At 36.9% G+C, this 18,462-nt stretch carries 16 protein-coding genes and 3 pseudogenes; 1 reads left to right on the top strand and 18 read right to left on the bottom strand.

The window, feature by feature from the left end:
* Positions 1 to 199: 199 nt before the first annotated feature.
* From RE317_RS16650 to RE317_RS16730, 17 genes and pseudogenes are all read right to left on the bottom strand, one after another.
* Positions 200 to 1,057 (bottom strand): ATP-binding protein, encoded by an 858-nt coding sequence (locus RE317_RS16650; RefSeq protein WP_008669766.1) that lies wholly within the window; start codon positions 1,055 to 1,057, stop codon positions 200 to 202.
* Complete coding sequence (locus RE317_RS16655; protein WP_008669763.1) at positions 1,057 to 1,293, bottom strand: hypothetical protein; 237 nt, start codon at positions 1,291 to 1,293, stop codon at positions 1,057 to 1,059. Before RE317_RS16655 ends, RE317_RS16650 begins: the two co-directional genes overlap by 1 nt.
* Before the next feature lie 3 nt (positions 1,294 to 1,296).
* The gene (locus RE317_RS16660) at positions 1,297 to 2,043 is read right to left on the bottom strand and encodes a helicase-related protein (protein ID WP_308821662.1); all 747 of its coding nucleotides are present in this window, start codon (positions 2,041 to 2,043) and stop codon (positions 1,297 to 1,299) included.
* A gap of 6 nt (positions 2,044 to 2,049) precedes the next feature.
* A pseudogene (locus tag RE317_RS16665) lies at positions 2,050 to 3,570 on the bottom strand (DEAD/DEAH box helicase family protein); the annotation flags it as partial.
* A gap of 5 nt (positions 3,571 to 3,575) precedes the next feature.
* Positions 3,576 to 4,250 (bottom strand): hypothetical protein, encoded by a 675-nt coding sequence (locus tag RE317_RS16670; protein WP_008781713.1) that lies wholly within the window; start codon positions 4,248 to 4,250, stop codon positions 3,576 to 3,578.
* A 3-nt stretch (positions 4,251 to 4,253) separates the two neighbouring features.
* The gene (locus RE317_RS16675) at positions 4,254 to 5,360 is read right to left on the bottom strand and encodes a hypothetical protein (protein WP_117889683.1); all 1,107 of its coding nucleotides are present in this window, start codon (positions 5,358 to 5,360) and stop codon (positions 4,254 to 4,256) included.
* A 15-nt stretch (positions 5,361 to 5,375) separates the two neighbouring features.
* Positions 5,376 to 7,553: a sensor histidine kinase gene (locus tag RE317_RS16680; protein WP_117889681.1), complete on the bottom strand. Its 2,178-nt coding sequence runs from the start codon at positions 7,551 to 7,553 to the stop codon at positions 5,376 to 5,378.
* A gap of 5 nt (positions 7,554 to 7,558) precedes the next feature.
* Positions 7,559 to 8,665 (bottom strand): phosphoadenosine phosphosulfate reductase, encoded by a 1,107-nt coding sequence (locus RE317_RS16685; protein WP_117889679.1) that lies wholly within the window; start codon positions 8,663 to 8,665, stop codon positions 7,559 to 7,561.
* Positions 8,662 to 11,862: a hypothetical protein gene (locus RE317_RS16690; RefSeq protein WP_133304101.1), complete on the bottom strand. Its 3,201-nt coding sequence runs from the start codon at positions 11,860 to 11,862 to the stop codon at positions 8,662 to 8,664. The genes RE317_RS16685 and RE317_RS16690 overlap by 4 nt, the downstream gene beginning before the upstream one ends.
* A 1-nt stretch (position 11,863) precedes the next feature.
* Entirely contained in the window at positions 11,864 to 12,715 is an 852-nt protein-coding gene (locus tag RE317_RS16695) for a DUF4007 family protein (RefSeq protein ID WP_117889673.1), read from the bottom strand.
* A gap of 5 nt (positions 12,716 to 12,720) precedes the next feature.
* Positions 12,721 to 12,927, bottom strand: a complete 207-nt coding sequence (locus tag RE317_RS16700) for a helix-turn-helix domain-containing protein (protein WP_117889671.1) — start codon at positions 12,925 to 12,927, stop codon at positions 12,721 to 12,723.
* A gap of 125 nt (positions 12,928 to 13,052) precedes the next feature.
* A complete protein-coding gene (locus tag RE317_RS16705) occupies positions 13,053 to 13,679 on the bottom strand; it encodes a hypothetical protein (protein WP_133304100.1) in 627 nt (208 codons plus the stop codon).
* Positions 13,624 to 13,917 (bottom strand): hypothetical protein, encoded by a 294-nt coding sequence (locus tag RE317_RS16710; protein ID WP_117897952.1) that lies wholly within the window; start codon positions 13,915 to 13,917, stop codon positions 13,624 to 13,626. Before RE317_RS16710 ends, RE317_RS16705 begins: the two co-directional genes overlap by 56 nt.
* 120 nt (positions 13,918 to 14,037) lie before the next feature.
* Entirely contained in the window at positions 14,038 to 14,793 is a 756-nt protein-coding gene (gene istB / locus RE317_RS16715; RefSeq protein WP_004288784.1) for an IS21-like element helper ATPase IstB, read from the bottom strand.
* Positions 14,794 to 14,804: 11 nt separating this feature from the next.
* Positions 14,805 to 16,396: pseudogene (istA, locus tag RE317_RS16720) on the bottom strand (IS21 family transposase).
* A gap of 100 nt (positions 16,397 to 16,496) precedes the next feature.
* A pseudogene (locus tag RE317_RS16725) lies at positions 16,497 to 16,910 on the bottom strand (hypothetical protein); the annotation flags it as partial.
* A gap of 30 nt (positions 16,911 to 16,940) precedes the next feature.
* The gene (locus RE317_RS16730) at positions 16,941 to 17,243 is read right to left on the bottom strand and encodes an immunity 17 family protein (protein WP_117597265.1); all 303 of its coding nucleotides are present in this window, start codon (positions 17,241 to 17,243) and stop codon (positions 16,941 to 16,943) included.
* A gap of 38 nt (positions 17,244 to 17,281) precedes the next feature.
* On the opposite strand from RE317_RS16730, the gene RE317_RS16735 reads away from it, so the two are divergent.
* A complete protein-coding gene (locus RE317_RS16735) occupies positions 17,282 to 18,130 on the top strand; it encodes a WG repeat-containing protein (protein ID WP_234250718.1) in 849 nt (282 codons plus the stop codon).
* Positions 18,131 to 18,272: 142 nt separating this feature from the next.
* Here RE317_RS16735 and RE317_RS16740 read toward each other — a convergent pair.
* Positions 18,273 to 18,462: hypothetical protein (locus RE317_RS16740; RefSeq protein ID WP_271702629.1), on the bottom strand; the 190-nt coding region annotated here is incomplete at its 5' end.

Raw genomic sequence — 18,462 nt, forward strand, 5'->3', positions numbered from 1 at the left:
TGGTTTGCTCATCTGGAAGGTACCATGGTAGTTTACTTTTACCATTTGCAAAAGAAGCTATCTCATCAACTACTTCCTTTTTTGCTTTTGCAGCAGCCTTTGTTGCAATATCTTGATCATTTTGAAGTCTCTTTTCCTTGCTTAAAGCAGATACTTTTTTCTGAAATTCTTTGAAAATTTGTGTGTACGGAGACAGAATTCAGAAATTATCAAGAAGTCCTGCATTATAATTGACAAGAATCAAACTTTTAAGCCGCGAAAGTTTCTCATTTTTCGTTTTAAGGCGATCTTTAATTTCTTGATATCTTTCACTCGTCGCTTGATGCTTTTCCAAATCATCTAGTTTTAGCTGATATGTGCTAGCAACCTCTTCTTGCTTTTTAATATCACGCCTTAGTTCGGAAATTTTACCTTCTAGTTCTTCCTTCCTTCTTTGTAACTCGCCTACACGTTTTGCAACTTTTGTATCTGACTTACATTCTTTTGTATATGCAGTTTCGGACTTTTGCTCAAGATCTGAAGCTACTTCAACAAAATCTTCAAACTTACGAATATCGGAGAATTTATCAACTAAAGTTTTTAACGCAGTTGGTTCATTAAAAACATTCAATTGACTCTCTCCTTTGAATAGACAGTATCTTCTGATATAGGAATCAAAACAACTGTCAATAAGAGATTTCCCCGTACGAAGCATTCGTTCTGCACCATCTGTCTCATAACCACGGAATGAATAATTAGTTACTTTGCAGTTACCATCCGACATTTTTTCAAAAGTCAAGCTCTTTGTAACTTCTTTTTCACCATTATGCTCGAACAGCATAGATACGGACATTGTATCTACTTCACCTATAGCTAGTTCAGATTTGCGCATCTCTGAAACATTTGACAACTCTTTAATTTCCAAAGACGTGTTCAACAGCCACTCCAAAGCTTCAAAGAAAGTTGTCTTACCATCGCCATTGCCACCTATAATAAGAGTCAACCCCTTTGATAATTCAAAAGTGTTTTCCCCATAATAGCTGCGAAAATTTGTTATGACAATTTTTTTGATTATCATTAGATATTATTTTTTAGGAAGTTTGTTACAACAGTATAAATCTCTTTGTTATTATCTCCATTATTTACCCCAGAAATTATTTGAGCTACAGTTTTAACAACGAGATTGTTAGAATATAAAGCTATATTCAAGTCATTGTATTCGGCAGGATTATACTCGCCAAATCTAATTAAATCCTCATCTGCAAGGACTGCTTGGAGAATTCTGTCTCCATTAGTTACATATTTTTTTGCCATAGCTTAAAATAGTGATAGGTTATAATATGATGTAATATCGTCAAGTTCTTTTAGTGTATCATCGCTATTTTCAGAAAGTAGTGAAAAGTTTCTTACTCTTTTAAGTTCATTCTCTAATAAGCGCCTTTCCATAGAATACGACTCAGACTCACTACTCACTTCTGGAGCTACAACAAGATCGTGAATTATAGCAATATGTTTATCTTTATGCGTGCGCAATATTCTTCCTCGCCTTTGTATAAACTGTCGAGGATTTCCCGTACTAGCACAAAATATTGCTAATTCACTTCTTGGAACATCTACACCTTCATCCAAACATTTCATTGAAGTAAGTACTTCGATTTCTCCTGCAGCAAAACCTTCCAACATAGAATCTCTATCTTTTGATTCGGCTGTAAATTTTCTTACTGTAATATGACTATCAACATTTCTAACAACAGCAGAATACTCATCTATTAAGTGTTCTGAAAAGTCATCATTAGGCATAGTCTCAAAAGAGCCATAATAGTCAGCCTCTTCGTTATCAGGCCTCACACCTTCAGGTACATAAACTAAAGTATATTTTAGATTTCCCTTTTCTTGGAATCTCTCCTCTATAATTTGTCTGAATACTTTTAACTTATTATGTGCCTTATGAATAATTCGTTTACGCTTTAACAATAATGCTGTGAGAATTTCATTGTGTTCGTCGAATTTATCGTTATTAAAGAATTTGGCTAATTTGATAGAAAGTTCTGCATATTCATTCATTTCATTTGCCGTTAGTTTTACTAAATGAGGATAATAATAATAACGACAAAGAACTCCTTTATCTATAGCCTCTTTCATTGAATATTCATAAGTATATTTGTCTTCTGCTCCAAAAAAACGTTGAAGAACTTTATTCGCTACATCATCGAATTGTCTTTCCGGAGTTGCAGATAAACCAATACGACGTAAATATGGTATCCCATCCATAAGTTCCATAATGCGCTTTGCTCCCATATTGTGCGCTTCATCTGCTATTAGAAGCAATTTTGTTTTAGGGAAAACTGTTAATGCTTTAAATACCGCAGTTTTAGTAAATGACTCATAGGTCGAAATAATGATGTAGGATAGTTTATTATCTTTGCCCCTTAGCTGTTCATTCAATGTTATTGAATCGATTTCGTCATGTCACTTAAATTTGGAACAGACCTTGATTATATTATTAAAATTAAATTTTTTACATTCTATTTCCCATTGATTGACCAATGTAATTGTGGGCATAAGAATTATAGCTTTATAATATCCACATCTTTTATATATTTCCAACAAGCAATTTAAAGATGTAATAGTTTTGCCTGTACCCGTTGCCATAGCAAACAATCCCTTCTGCTTATTACTTTTCCAATTCTCAAATGCCTGATTTTGATAATCTCTAGGTCCTGATGAATAAGGAAAGCTTGGAACAGAATTAACAATAATAGACTTGCTTTTATTATCCTGTCTAATAGTCTCAATTATGGCTTCTACTCTATCTTTAGCTCGCTCTAAAGCTCTGCATATAGATGCAGAAGTGTACTGTTGAGTCTGTTTGTTTAAAATGTTATATTCTGACTCCAATAAATCTGTTAATGATTTATCCTCAATAACTTTTGTTATTTGGGTTGAAATATTCTTAACAGAGATATAGGAAACACTTCTGTCATTCTCTTGAATAATCTGCTCGAACTCTTCATGTATAGCATTGATTTTGGCTGTTTCAATTGTGCCATCCCAATCACAAGAAACAGTCAAACTTTCAATATTGTCAACTAAAGCAGTTCTTGAAAAGTTACAAGAGCCATCAAATCCAACAATATTAACCCCATCATAGAATACTCCTGATTTTGTGTGAGATATACCTACGTTATTTTTGGGAGAAATTATTTTTATTTCTATTCTATCATTACGAATAAGCCATGCTATGCAATCAAAAAAATGCTTGTCCCTTTCTGTAAGAGTCTTATATATACTCTGTATATCTGATAAATCAAAACATGGTAAATCTACATTTGTGTTTATACCTTTTGCAATGGCTAATTTATCATTCTCTGTTAATATATCATTTATGATAAGTCTCATCTTGCCACCATTATAAAGGAATGTAGCAAATCCATTAGCAAGCACACTAATAGCAGAAGATGAAAAGAATCCAAGCATCAAATCAAACTGTATTGCATTACACAAACAATCAGAGAAGAAACCTATAGGTTCCCACTCAGTGTGCGATTTGTAACGCCTGTGATTTGGCCATATGATATCAGTTTTAAACATGAACTTTAATCTATCAAAGTAGGGTGAAAATGTTTAGCTTTAATATTTGTTAACTGGATTTTTTGACAACTATTACCACACCAATGATGTGCTAATGATAGAATATATGGTTTCCAATATTTTTCTTGTGCATTTTTTACAGCAGCTTTATATTGCGAATCACTTTGTATTTGCTTGTAAATATCAACCTTTACAAAATTAGAAAGAATAAAATCAACTCCCAAGACTATATCCATAGGAGGATACGAAAAGCGAGGAGTTGGTAATAGTAATACTTCACCTAAATTTAAATCTTTCATTTTATTTCCGCCCCAAGTTATATGAAAATGAGGATGAATAAAATCTTGGACATTATTGTTGTCATAATCTAAATGCCAAGACGATTTAAACAATCCATTTTGATTCTTTCCCTCCACAGTTACCCTGAAATTGTACTGTGATAATGGGATATCTGTATTATCAGTTTCTTTATAGAATACATCTAAAAGTACATCCAAAGATGGAACTAAGGGAGTAGTATTTCTTGGAATATTATCTTTTATTGTAAATTTTAATTTTGCAACATTCCACACCCTTTCTGCTTTATTATATCCATTTGTTAAAGGTGATGTGTCAAGACAAAGTTTCTTCTTCTTGAGGATACTGGCTATATATTGAATTGATGCTACAGAATTTCCCATAGTTTATTGTTTTTTGCGTGAATATAAGATCTTTAGTTCTTCATACCTCTCTTTTTCTACATCAGCAACACTAATCCAGTCGTCAATATTCGTTCTCCAAAGTGCAGCCTCTACAGAAACATATTCAGGTTCTTGCCATGGATATAAATTATCCTGACCTTGAACGATTAATCCGTCAACTGGATCTAATGGAAGATGGTATCCCTTACAGAGAGTCCAAAACTCATCACTGTCCGCTTTGCTTATTTTTTCAGCAGCAATCAAATGTTCCAAGCCTGTAGCTCGTTTAATTATTTCAACCCTTTCTTTTGCTGGTGTCGAACGCAAAATAGATTCAGATTTAATATTTTCATTCCACCATTTTTCTACTAGATTTATCCACCAACGTGGCCATCCATTATTGAAGACTCCATTATATTTATTTTTAGAAAGTACTTTCAACAACTTATTCCAATCTGTTGATGTTGCTTTATTAATACCTAAACGAGCAGCGAGAACATCCTCATCTATAAGTAATCCTTGTCTCGTTAAAAATTCCGTAATTAAGAATTTGGTTTGAATATGAACAGGAGCCTTTCTTAATTCATAAAACTCACTCAAAAATCTAGTGTCAATAAAAGAATCATCAATCTGAAATATTTTTGCTGTTGTCAAGGAAGAATCGCACAAATACTTGTATCCTTTAGACAAATCAATAAGTTGTCTTGTATATATAGGAAATGCTATTTCATCCAACTTTGATTTGTCAATTATAATATCGAATAAATCTGTTCCTGATTTTTCAAGAGCTTGCTTCGTCTTGTCATTTGCAGAAAACAGAATTATTGGAAAACTTTTCAATATTCCTTCTTTCTGTCTTGTCCTAATTTCTTGAGCGATAGAAGTTCCTCTGAATTTCGCCCGAATATTATTGTTATTCGGAAGATCATCCAATTTTAAATCGAGAATTAAACCATCATATTTATCTTCATATTCTTTTAAGAATTCTAGTTGTAACTCCCAAGAATCTTTATGTTGCATGGCATCAATAGATAGTTCTTCATTTTTAAAACCTTCAACTTTTTTTTGAGATTCAGGATCATCATCAATGTAATAATAATGTATAGCCATAGTTGATTGTATTTATTAATTTTTAGGAATTTTAATTTGAAAACAAGTAGAATATTCTTCATATGAAGGAATAATACAAATACTTCCTTTATATGAAACAATAATATCCTTAACTATTTTTAGCCCAAGGCCAGTACCAATCAACTGTTCTTCGTTTGGGGCATCAAAACTTGCAGGAGTAGAGGTTGAAAAGAATGCATTGAATACTCGATTGATGTTCTCTTTTGGAATACCATCACCATTGTCTAAAAAATTAATAAATACATTATTCTCTTCAACACCTACTTCAATTAATATTTTACCAACAACATTTGCTCTTTTGATTGCTTTTCTTGAGTTTGTATATAGATTGTATAAAATGGAGTTCCACTCAGAACTATGCATAGGAATCGTTGTAACATCAAAATCAAAAGCGTCCACTTTAAAATTAATTTTATTTTTCTCTAAATCGTTTTTTATTGTTTTTTTAAATCTATCCAAAACAGCCAATAAATCAACAGGAGTTTTTTTTCTGTTTGTGTTTTGAGAAATTGTTGTACCAAAATAATCAGTATAATTGAATAAATTGTCAAAAACAGTTTTTATCTCATTTATTTGTTCTTGAGCTTCATTGCATAGATTCAATTGATTTAATATACTTATATGACTATATACAGAAGAATGGAATTGCTTCATTTCGTGTGTAAACTCTCCAATAGTCAATCCTAGGCCTGCTAAAACTCTAAGCATACCAGCCTCTTCTATTAGATTTTCGAGTTTCTTTATTATTTCAAGTCCTTCTTTTTTATCACGATCTGTATCTTGTTCTTCATTTTTAGTTTTCGCATCTTGAATATACTTACCATCAATAATATTCTTCAATTTAATGAACATTTCTTGAGTGGTATGATCCTTTGTATATGAATCCTGTGTAAAATCATCATTATTTTGCTTTTCTTTGAATACTTTAATTCTTTCAGCAATCCTACTTCTGGCTGCAATGAGTGATTTATTAATAAAACTGGACAACTGGTTAAAGGCATCATTTTCAATTAGTCCTTCGCGGCTAGCTGTTTCTTCAAAAATATTACCAGTAGGATCGATTATTTCTACAAAGCCAAATAAATTCTGATTATTCAAAGGAATATTGATTTTACCAGATTCAGTACTCCAACGTTTATCAATATTTGTCCAATCATCTTTAGGCTCTCCATATGGCAATACTCTGAATCCATTTCTATAAAGTCTGACTCCACTTGCGGTTTTAGACAATTCTTGAATTTTTTTTAATTCAGGCCCAGATATCCTATCCCCGTAGTACATCGGTCTGTCATAAATAAAATAGTGAATTTTGAAATATACATCTGTAAGAGCAGAATAATTGTTCTCTTCGTTTTTATATGTAATTTCCATAGTATCATCTATATCAAGACTTTCACTTTTTATTGTGATGATACCATGATGATTTTTGTTGACATGTCCCTCAAAAATGGCTAATGATTTATCAAATACTGATATTTGATCATTTAAAAACGAACGCTTCCCTTCATTAGAGACTAAATTGAAATTAACTTTAAATGTTTCTTCATTTTGAATAGCTAATTTATCAACTTTACTCCGTTCTGATAAATAATCAGGCTGAAACAGATCTAATACATATCGATATATACGCTTAATCGATGCCTCTGTCCATTTTTCTCTAAGACCATGTATTTTTATCGTTGTTCCTTCTACTTTTTCTTTTGGAATATTTCGTATAGGGAAAGTAATAGTTGTTATGTCTTTATCAATAGAATATTTATCCCAATCAATCTCAATTTGTATTGCATTTGTGGATTCTTTAGTTTGTGTAACAAGAATCAACCGTTCACCTAAACGCTGTGCAGCAAATCTTCCTATTCCTTTCTTTCCTGCCTTTGTTCGATTAAAACGTATAGATGTGGGATTATGGAGTTTGTCAGTAGATGAAATTCTCATAAACCCATTAATTAATTGTTGTTTTGTCATGCCGAGTCCATTGTCAGATATGATTAATGAACCTCCTTGGGTAAATGCATTGATAAAATCGACATCAACAACTGTCGCATCAGCATCATATGAATTTTTAATTAGCTCAGAGACAGCTGTCTCAGCACGACCAACCAATTCATATCCTAGACGCTGAATTAATCCAGCATCAACAGTAAAACCGACATTTGTAACTTCATTTTCCATATTTTTTATATAAAACAATTAGCACAAGGTATTTCATTGTCATCATCGAACATATCTACAAGTAAGCCACTAGTGGCTTTTGCCTTAAAGCCCTCTTGCTTCTTGATATAGTCCAATTTTATTTGTCGTACTCGTTCTGGGCGGCTCAACTCTTCAAGAGTTTCACCTTGAATCCAGGTATAGCCATCTTTCTCATACATCATTGACTTCTTATATAGTTCTGGATGCTGTTCAAGAAGCCAAATCCATTCAATACGTTGTTGAAAAAAACAGAAGTAACAACCAGAACGGCTACGGCAATACTTACCTTTTTTACCATCTACTTCAAATTCGATAGGGTTGTAGTAAGCGGGTACACCAACACCACTTTCATCCAATATTTTAAGAATATCCTCTTTGACAAGTACATCCTCATTATCTATTAGGGGGAATTTATCCAACTTGCCAACAGGATAATCCGTAGTCTTCAGGAACTCAAACACTACTCGATTGAATGTTTTAATGCTTACATCAAGTAGTGCATTCAGTTTACGACTGTAATAGAATGATTTGTTTATAGGAGTTGATGCAATCTCAATAGCCTCTTTTTTGATGTTTTCTGGAGTCCACAACTTGTAAAGGTCGGTTATTAACTCCAAATTCTCATTGTGTAAGGCTTTATGTATAACATCGAGACTCCAGATGTTTCTTCTAAATGGGAAAATAGCTTGTATATTGGGCTTAGTAGAAACATATCCCTCTCTGTCTTCATCTCCACGAATACCTACATATGAAACAGCGGGATCATCTCCAACAAACTTCTCAAACTCCGCTAACTTCATCTTTTGAGTACACCAGCGAGCCTGTGGCGATGGGAGATAGCCTCCACTAATCTTTAAGAAGTGGTCAAAAGGTGTTGGCTCTGGGCTACCTTCTGCTGCTTTTAATCGCACAACCTTGCCAAGGAAAGACTCCAAGTTATCAACAAGTTTCTCTGTCTCTTCCAATTCACAGCCCGTATCAGAGTTGTAATACTCCACTTCTAATGTTGGGTATTTCTGCTTCATATAGATGGCTAAAGCTGCGCTATCTTTACCTCCAGAAATACCAAGTACATGTCTTACTTTAGTCATTGTTCAATTTTTTTTATTATACTTAAAAGTGTATACGTATCAATGTCTCGATCGCCAGACAAAAACTTATTAATCTTTTCTTCAAGAGTTTTAGCTTGTTTGGTCTTTACAGAACTTAACTGTATGATTTGTTGCGTTGCAGCGCCGTTATTCGAAATAATCTCAAATCGGAAGAAGTTGTCTTCGTTTGTTAATCCCTTGTCGCTGATTTCGACATATTTTAGAAGTTCTTTGAAAGAGTGTATGAGGTTATCCATCAAGTACGCCTCTTCTTCATCCAACAACGACTCTAACTGTTTGTCAAGCACAATATAAGCGAGCGATTGATACCATGTTGTTCGGTCAGTATTTTTAGCTATAATACGTGTCAAGAAAGTTTTTTGTCGTTCTGTCAATAAGTATGTCTTAATTGACGCATAACGATGTTCTAACTCAACTTTATATGATGCGTACTCCTTCGATTTTAAGCCAAGTTCCTCAACTAACATGCCCTCTAAACGGTTAATAAGATTAGAGTAACACATACGGAGTTCCCTAATTGACTTTTGTAACAACTCAACATATCGCATTAAAACATCGGTGTTTTCAGCAATTTCGGTATCTTTGAAACCTAATGCACGAGGCAAATCCTCAAAAAAAGTCTTCTCAGGATCTTTTGCTAATGCCAATGCTGTGCGAAATTTTACAGTTGATTTTTGTAATCGCTTCGTGTGTTTTGCATATTTGTTAAGTTTCTTGTAGAATAACAAGAATGGCTTAATTGTTTCTATCAAACTCTCTGCTGTAAATTCCGCATCCTGTGACAGATTCAAAGCTTCACGATATTTATTGAACAAGTCAAGTTTGACCCCATCAACATTGAAAGCCTTAACAGAAAAGCCTACAGGAGACTTCTGCATAATATCAAGCACTTCGCGAGTAATTGTAGGAATATATATTCCAGTATCATTATAGAGTGAATAATCATTCTTTTTGATAATCAAGAATGCAGGTAGCCATAAATCTATAACGCCTTGTTTCAACTTAAATGGACGAGAACGTAATATCTTAATTAATTCTCCCAATTTCCGAGGCTTTTCCTTGCTGCTTTCAAGGAAATTCTCGCACGCATTCCACAAAGGTAAAAAGCTCTCATCAATCGGAGCGTCTAGTATATATTCTCGTCCAATGCGTCGATGAATACCTGTATTATGAAGTAGTGTCAGGTATATGGTTTTCTCTGGTGGAAATTTTCCATCTTCGAATCCAAGATTAGCATTTGCACCATTTTCCAAAAGATGAGTAAGGAAGTTTACGCGAGCTATTGACATCGCACTACTTGGCTTATGCTTATTAACCATCTCATTGATGAATATAGGAGTATCACTGTACACATCATTGCTGATTGTAGATAGCCACTTGTTAAACATTGCTTTTGAAGATATATCAATCACTTCACCACGATAGACCCATTCTACATCCTCATTAAAATTGAATAGCGTATTGAGTACACTTGCGTTCAAAAGGTTTTGTTCGTGTGCAATCAGAGCTTTAATTTCCTTTTGTGCGACATTGTCCTTACTGTCAACATCTTTTTGTACATAGGCCAGTTTATCTAATTGCCATACATGGTCAATGATTTGATTTGCCTTCTTGAAGTAAGCGTACAGAATTGCCTCCTTAACACCTGCTGAATGCTGTTTGAGATTCTCTAATGTAAGACTCTCGTTAAAAATTAAGTTGATGTATCCATCAATTTCACCTTGTGGCTGACTAATTATTGGCTGATCGGAGATTTCATACTTAAAGTATCTAGGAGTTCCCTTACGGAAGTATGACGCATTAGCAAACTCAGTAGGGAGATTAAAGCATGCGACAAGTTTCTCCACGACATCTCTCGAGCGAGGAACTATTCCGGCAGCTTTTAACAATTCACCTTCAATATTAACATCTGTACCTTCAAACAAGATGTACTGCGATTTATAAGTAGCATAACGAATTATCTTGTGTTGAGTAAGTAACTCTATAATATATTCGGGAGCACTAATTCCAAGTGCAAATTTTGCGTATGCAGATAAGTCTTCTTTGTTGAGTTGAACACCTGCTTTCCCAAAGAGGTTAAGCATACCTATCGTTTTTATTAATTTGATTGCCTCTACTGCTATTCTTCCTTCAAATAAACTCTCAACGCGTTCCAATCCTACACGTATGCTAGTCCAAGCAGCCGAGTCGGAATTCACCTCCGATAGATATGAATAGAAATTATAGATGTCATAGTCATAGACATCAGCCAAACTATATGTTGTATCTATACTTTCCTTAAAAGTTAAGAGAGAACCTTGACCTGTGGCTTCCAAAAATGAGAATAGAGTCCGCTCATTTTGGCCATAACGTTGAATAGAAAGTGTCAATGCTTGCGCAGCAAAAAGGTCTAAAGGATACAAGCTTAAAGCGGTATCATAAGTGATAGATGAACTAGCAAATTTGCTTGTTATGGCAAGATTGTATATGTGTTCAAAGTTCTGATTAATGACCTCGCGTTGCAACTTCTCAATACGCTTTGATGCAAGATAAAGTAATTGCTCAACTGGCTCATTAAATACTATTTCCTTAAAACGACCTTTAACCTTTGTCCATTCATTTCTCTGACTTTCAGTCAGGGTACGTGCATAAGAGTTGAAATTTTGATGGAGTGTAGTGATTAAAATAGCATTACGTCGTTCATCATTGATAAACTCTGTAAACTTTTGTAAAAGATATAATTCCCTCTCAGGGGTGTTCTTTGCCGCATATTCCAACAATTTACCAAACTCGTCGATAACGAGGACAACAAACTCCTCACGTTTTTCTGCCTGTTTAAAGTAGAGTCTTAGATTCTCAAATAAATTATCCGATGCATTCGTAGGAAATAGATGCTCAGCTAGAACTTTTTGTAGAGATGCATAATCACCGACAATTTTTTCGAATCTAAATTTAATAAATCCATTAAATTGTCCCTTATTGGTTATAAGTTTACTGCCTTTTTGCAATCCATGCTCAAGAGCTAGTATGAAGTTGGATTTCCCAGTTCCATATGAGCCAATAATGTTGAACGAATGTACGCCTGCATTAAACGAGTCTACAATGTTGCCAATAACTCCTAATGCATTTTGAGTTACAATATAACCAGCAGGATTGAAGGTTGTTTGGGCAATATTTATTGATGGAGTGTATTTCATATTAGTTCGCCTCATAATATCTGTTAAGCACATCTATTGAATTTATTGTTGTACGGAACTGCAATTCCTTAATTCCGGCCACATCAGAGAATACAATTTCTGATGGATATAAGTCGCACACTTTTTTAATAACATTAAGAAGGTCATTGTTTGTTAGGCAGAATATTAAAGCTAATTCTGCTATATCATCAAATGAGATACTATTTTGTCCTTCAAACTTGACCAACAAAGCATACAAGAATATCAAGCTTGGTAGATTGCTGCGAGTATCATAGTTAAACATGTATGTATCCTTATCTGTTTCGCATATTAAATTAAGGGGGGTAAACAAAGAATTACTATCTTCTATATTGATATTACCAACATTCTTTGTACAATAATTATGGAGCATTACTCCAATGTCTCGTTTTACAGTATTATCGTTGTAAAAGTTATTATAAGTCGTTCCCTCAAAACAAGTATGCTTAATATAGTTCTGCAATCTGCCTTTTTCGATAATATTTCGCTGGCGATGATAGTCTACAAATGTAGTTTTATAGATTGTTGCATATTGAGTGTTTACTAACATAAAATGAAGTAACCACAATGTGCCAATATCTTCTATATATGGATCTTGTCCATTTTCATCATTAAATAGATAGTCTGCAATAGGGTTCAATTCATTATCCTGTAACAAGCCAACAGCTTTCAGCCAAAAACGGATTGAAGCTACCATATTTTTACCAACGCCAAGATGTACAACGGCATCATCGTCATTGAAGTTTCTGTCTGCAATAACAAAGTCGTAACCGCGTTTAAGCCAATGTGACTTACACGCAAACGACTCATGTCCTGAGAATATAGGTCTTGCCATATATATTATTTTATATTCTTTTCGTTTATCAATTCTTTAATGTCCACATTTAATAAAGTTGCGATATTCACGAGCATATCAAGTGGTGGCTGGGTGGTATTTGAGCACCACTTTGAAATAGTTGAAGGATCTTTCCCTAACTGTTCTGCTAGCCATTTACCTGTTTTCCTTTGTTCTACAAGTACAACTTTTAACCGATTAATTTTCTTCATTTTAATTCAATTACATTGACTTTATACAAAGATATTGAAAAATTCTCAATTGGAGAAATTTTCAGCAAGTAAAAAGCATATCTAAAGTTGAATTAATAACTTTCACTAAATATACTTGGCAATTTTTATTTTTTGATTTTATCGGAACTAATATTCCTCATTACAATTTCATGGCTCTCCTTTAACTCATTATACCTTTGATTTAAATCCATGTAAAGAAAATTTCCCAATACCCAAAATATACAAGTAATAATAATTAACATTATACAGAGAAATCTATGATTGTTGGCATTATCTATATTATTTTTGGGTATCTTCTGTATGTCATTTTCGATTCCGTTAAGCCTTTCATTTATGGCATCAACCTTTTTATCGATTTGAATAATAGGGGAGAGTTTGGGAAATACCACATTATTAACCAGTTTGGTTTCCCTTTCAATTGCAAAATCAATAGTATTCTTACATCTTCTACTGACTTCATCAGCATAGTTTTCTCTACTGTTTATGTGGGCATTTATAGTGTCGTTTACAGCATTTACAATTGTTTCCTTCAACAATGAATTTAATTCTTGATTGTTCTCTGATTGCTGGGGCTGTTGAATATTCAAATGTTGAATGTCTGTCCGTATGGCCTTTATTTCATCTTTAAACTCATTGTATATGGATAGGAGAGCAGCTCCTCTATTTCTTTCTTTATCATCTTCTTCTACTTCTAATATGTTCACGATTTTTCCTTTTTCTTTCATCATCATCCAACTGGTTACTGTTTCCTCCACCACCTCCTGAAGATATTACTGCATTAGGCTGAAGGAGTAAATCTGCAACAGTATTTATAATATGATTGCCAGTAGGAGGGGTAACGTCATTTTCATATATTTCCTCATGTTCTGTTGGTGTGACTGTATCCTTTTCTTGTTCCAGGATTTTGTCTTGCTGGGTATTTCCTAAGCAGTCCGATGTATCCAGACTGTTCTCATATTTGTTTAGCATATTAGCTATTTTAAAATAACTCAGACTACGGTGTAGATACTAATTGAAAAGTGCGCTGTATTCTAATTGAAAAGAGCTCCATCCATAACTTGTTACAAAATTACTATAAGTTTAAAATATTCATTTATCTTGTCTCATTTTTTGTGTTTCCTTAAGCCTATAAGACAGTCCGGTCATATTAACCAGATAAGCTTTATGTGTAAGCCTGTCAACCATTGCCGCCACAAGCACCTTGTCCTTTATGATTTCATTCCATCTGTTAAAAGCCAAATTAGTAGTAATGATTGTAGCCTTTTTTCCGGCTCTTAACGACAGGTGGTTAAAAAGCAGTTCTCCTCCTTCCTTGTCACAACTGACATATCCGAACTCATCACAGATGACCAGATCGTATTTTTCAAACCTTAATTGTAGCGTCCTCAGTGTCTTTGCTGATTTAGCCTCCCTTATCTGGGTAAGCAGGACCGGCACTGAAGTAAACAATACGGTAAAGTCCTGTTGGCAGGCCTTTATTCCTAAAGCCGTAGCAATATGCGTCTTTCCCGTTCCCGGATTTCCATACAGGACCAGGTTTCTTCCCTGTCTGATGAAGTCCAGTGTCTCCAATTCAGGTAATATTACCTGTGCCTCTTTGGGCATGTCTTCCATAACAAGCTCATGCAGATACTTCATTTGTGGAAATCCCGCAGATCTTATCCTTGATCTTCTTCTACACTCCCTTCTCCTGGCGCTTTCCTTTCCAAGCAATTCCGTCAAGAACTGCAGATGGTTCCAGTTTTCTTCAGCTGCCAATGAAAGGGTGCATTCCAGTTCCTCTTTAAAGGCCAGAAGCTTCAGTTCTGCAGCATAGTCATAAATGGTTTCTTTTTCTGATTTCATATATTATAAACTTAAATGGTTGGTATTATATCATGCACTTCATTGTATCCTGTCATGAGCGCCGTGATGCCTTCAAGCATATCCACAGCTTCTCTTTCTATATTCTCCTGTTGTGCCGGGAGAACAGGCGGTTCCATGGTTTCTTCTGTCTCTCCCTGTACGCTACCATGCAGCATGGCCTTTACCTGGTCCGGAGATATCTTTCTGACACCACGTCCGGTCAGCTCCTTGCATGCCGTGACAATGTCCGTTCCGGAAAATCCATTTTTTCGGGCATAGTCCAAACAAACGTCCTGTTGTCCTCCTTGAAATGGATGTCATACAGCCTTCTCAGTTCTTCCGGTGCTCTTTGCCAAACCACAGAGTGGGGCAATGCCCCCGGTTTACGGGAAAGTGTACGCAAATAGTGCTCCAGCTTGATGCACCAGTCTCCACCGCAATAACTGCGTTGATGAGAGGCCACTTTCTCCTTCCCGTACAGGATGACGATTTTTTCACTATAAACCTTGACATGTACTTTTTCTCCCACAAGAGAATCAGGTACGGAATAATGAACATTTTTCATGCTGATAGTTGACCATTTATCCACAATGTACTCATAGACCTCAAAACAGCCCAGATTACCGGGAAAAGGCTTCAGCGATGACAGGTCAGCTTCCAGACGTGATGTTTTCTCCGCTGTTGAAAGACTGCCTTGCTCGTTGTTGACCTGCATACATACCCGGTTTAAATGCTCCTGGGCAGAATGTATATCACCAAAATGGTCTGTCAGGCAGAAAGCTTTCCTTCTGACATATTCCACGCTGCGCTCCACATGTCCTTTCTCCCATCCGGCCCGTACATTACAGAAACGGTACTCAAAACAATAGAAACCGGACATCTTCATCAAAGCTTCTGTAGGTTTCTTATCACCACCGACAAAGCTCTTGACGGCTACACGCATATTGTCATAGACCATCATGGCGGGGACACCATGTATATCCCTGAAAAAGTTACGGTGGGATTCCATGAAGGCAAGCGTATTCTGATGCCTGAAAAGATAGGCGTATCTGCCATTGCTATGCCCGAAAGTGAATACGGCCAGATAAAACTTGGTTTTGACGCCGTCAATAAAAAGAAGAACTTCACCCCAGTCAAACTCGGCAATGCATCCAGGCTCATAGAACAACCGGATAAAGGCTTCGCTCTTTTTCTTCTCTTTGTATGACTCTATATTTTTTATATAACTGCATACTGTGGCGTAACTGATGGTGTATCCTTGAGATAACAGAAACTGGTGGATATCCTTTTTCAACATGCGCTGTTTGCGAAGTCCGGTAGCTATCTTAACGGCATTCTTCTTCAGGCAAAATCCTATCTTATCCTTAATCTCTTGTGTGAGCCGGCGAGGACGGCGTCTGGAACTGTCATACCTGGGCTGGATGGTAAGCAAATCACTCAAAGCCTCTTCTGGATTGTCCGTGCGGATGGCTGATTCGTACTTTGAAAGAATATTGTCAACGGTATGACGGCTGACATGAAGTTCACGAGAGATACGCCGTTTGCTATAACCGCATACTCTATACATGTGTATTATTGATTGTCTTTCTACCATAGTCTTCATTTTACCTTTGCATTTGGATTATACAAAGGTCATTATACTTATCCTATGGTGGCGCAATTTTCAACTGGAATATTGGCGCACTTTTCAATTAGTATCTACAGGCTATGATGAAGAAGGATGCGAAACTGCCGGTAATATACAGCCAGAACAGGCATTGACCGAGCAGTTTCCGGTATTTGCCCATTGTCTCGTACTTCGCCTGCATCGCTTTCAGCTTCGCAGGACGGTAATACAGCTTTCTGGCAATCCAGATAAAAGGGGCGAGCATCGCTGCGGCGAACAGGTAGGCAACCGGGTTGAATCTGCTCCATTCCACCTTATCCGTCAGGGAAGAGAACCAGCCCGTCAGCATATCCCATCCCCATGCCTCGAACAAAAGATGGAGAGCCGTCAGGTTAAGAAACCACAAGATTGCCATCGTCCACGTGGCATTGGAGATAACCGCCTTGTCTTTCCTTGCACGTTTGTTCTTGCTCCAGAAGTAATACATCCAGTATGCCGGTTCCTTGAACATAGCTTCCTCCTTTCCTTGTTTTCCGCTTGCTTATCCCGTTACGGAGAACAGCAACAGGGCGCATCCCGTTGCGGCGGCAACGATCAGCCCCAGCCAGAAACGGTAACTCCTTTCACCCAGCGTACCCAGCCAGAAATTCCCTTCCCAACTTCCCGGACGGGAGTACGTCCACCGCCATCCGCAGACAATCCCCACAAGCCACAGCAGCAGGATTCCCGCCACGATCAGGTAGCCGTACCTCGGATGCGCCTGCAACCACTCCGGCAGACCCTCCATAAACTCGCTTATCTTATCGAACCATTCCATAACAATAACAGAAAAAGCCAAATTCATACCTTACGGACGAACCGTTATACATCAAAGCAAAAATAGTGAAAAGTCCAATCACTCAAAAAGTTTCACCGCAAAATTCTTTTCCGTTTGGAAGAAATACGTTTTATTTGCATCTATATAGCCGCAAGCGTATGAAGAAAGCCTCCCCACATAAAAGAACCGGTCGGCCGAAGCTCCCCGGATTCTTCGACCACTTCTTTTATTGGACGTGGCGCAGTTGTCGGCACGGCTTCCCTGACCGTAGTTTTGCGGTCATCAGCGTGGTCCAGTTCGCCTGCCTTCTGTTTCCGGTCGCCGTTGTTTTACAGTTCTTGGACACTCCGGCTGTCCGCTTCCTCTACGAGACAGACAACCGCCTTACGCTTTTCCCGCTGATACTGCCGTTCCCCGTACTGCTTTGGAGGAATATGCGCATCTATACCGGGGAGCGTTACCGCATGATGCACGACTTTTACGGGGCGTTCCATGTATCGGTGCGGCAACGCTATCGCCTCCGTTTCCTTGTCTGCACGGTGCTTGCAGTCCTTGCCATCCTGCTTGAAATATGGCTGTTCACCCTTTATCATGACCGCTGCACGGCCATATCCTCAGGCAACAGCCATCCCGCAAGCCTCTATGTCCCGTACAGGTATGACAACGGCAACGATTCCGTGCAGGAAGGCGTTTACCGCATCGTCGATGAAAAAGGGCGTATCGGATATGCGGACGAGCATGGCAATACCCTCATAGAGCCACGCTTCGCTTTTGGCTTTCCTTTCGAGAACGGGAAGGCGAAAGTAACCGACACGGGAGAACAGAAAGAAATTCCCGGTTCGGATGGGGAATACCACTATTGGGAAAGCGATGATTGGTATTACATCGACCGGAAGGGGCAAAGGATTGAATAAAAGCCCCAAGACTGCCCTAAGCCCGGTATTCCAGCCCCCACCTGAAACCCTCGCAGGGCAAGCACAAAGCAGTCAAGCCCTATCGGAACGCCCCGTTCATCCCACCTTTCCCCTGAAACAAACATCAAAATTCAAAACCTATTCATTTACAACAACTTAAAAGGTTTTCGGTGCAAGCCACAAAACAGCCCTGTGTGGCTGGTGCAAGAAGGTGTGTCAAAATGCACCCCTTCTTTCTTTTACGCACAAAGCCCGGACTTTCACAAGCTGGGGCTTTGTTATTACCTAAAGATTTTGTATCTTTAGGCATAAGAATTTCACTATGACAAAGA

Source organism: Phocaeicola sp. GP0067 (assembly GCF_031119655.1).
GTDB classification, from domain to species: Bacteria; Bacteroidota; Bacteroidia; order Bacteroidales; family Bacteroidaceae; genus Phocaeicola; species Phocaeicola vulgatus.

What these genes read in the sequence shown, in the direction of transcription:
- RE317_RS16695 (WP_117889673.1), bottom strand. Translation starts at nt 12,715, where the DNA reads ATGGCAAGACCTATATTCTCAGGACATGAGTCGTTTGCGTGTAAGTCA.
- RE317_RS16675 (WP_117889683.1), bottom strand. Translation starts at nt 5,360, where the DNA reads ATGGCTATACATTATTATTACATTGATGATGATCCTGAATCTCAAAAA.
- RE317_RS16710 (WP_117897952.1), bottom strand. Translation starts at nt 13,917, where the DNA reads ATGCTAAACAAATATGAGAACAGTCTGGATACATCGGACTGCTTAGGA.
- istB (WP_004288784.1), bottom strand. Translation starts at nt 14,793, where the DNA reads ATGAAATCAGAAAAAGAAACCATTTATGACTATGCTGCAGAACTGAAG.
- RE317_RS16670 (WP_008781713.1), bottom strand. Translation starts at nt 4,250, where the DNA reads ATGGGAAATTCTGTAGCATCAATTCAATATATAGCCAGTATCCTCAAG.
- RE317_RS16690 (WP_133304101.1), bottom strand. Translation starts at nt 11,862, where the DNA reads ATGAAATACACTCCATCAATAAATATTGCCCAAACAACCTTCAATCCT.
- RE317_RS16685 (WP_117889679.1), bottom strand. Translation starts at nt 8,665, where the DNA reads ATGACTAAAGTAAGACATGTACTTGGTATTTCTGGAGGTAAAGATAGC.
- RE317_RS16700 (WP_117889671.1), bottom strand. Translation starts at nt 12,927, where the DNA reads ATGAAGAAAATTAATCGGTTAAAAGTTGTACTTGTAGAACAAAGGAAA.
- RE317_RS16680 (WP_117889681.1), bottom strand. Translation starts at nt 7,553, where the DNA reads ATGGAAAATGAAGTTACAAATGTCGGTTTTACTGTTGATGCTGGATTA.
- RE317_RS16730 (WP_117597265.1), bottom strand. Translation starts at nt 17,243, where the DNA reads ATGAATTTGGCTTTTTCTGTTATTGTTATGGAATGGTTCGATAAGATA.
- RE317_RS16705 (WP_133304100.1), bottom strand. Translation starts at nt 13,679, where the DNA reads ATGATGATGAAAGAAAAAGGAAAAATCGTGAACATATTAGAAGTAGAA.
- RE317_RS16655 (WP_008669763.1), bottom strand. Translation starts at nt 1,293, where the DNA reads ATGGCAAAAAAATATGTAACTAATGGAGACAGAATTCTCCAAGCAGTC.
- RE317_RS16660 (WP_308821662.1), bottom strand. Translation starts at nt 2,043, where the DNA reads ATGAATGAATATGCAGAACTTTCTATCAAATTAGCCAAATTCTTTAAT.
- RE317_RS16650 (WP_008669766.1), bottom strand. Translation starts at nt 1,057, where the DNA reads ATGATAATCAAAAAAATTGTCATAACAAATTTTCGCAGCTATTATGGG.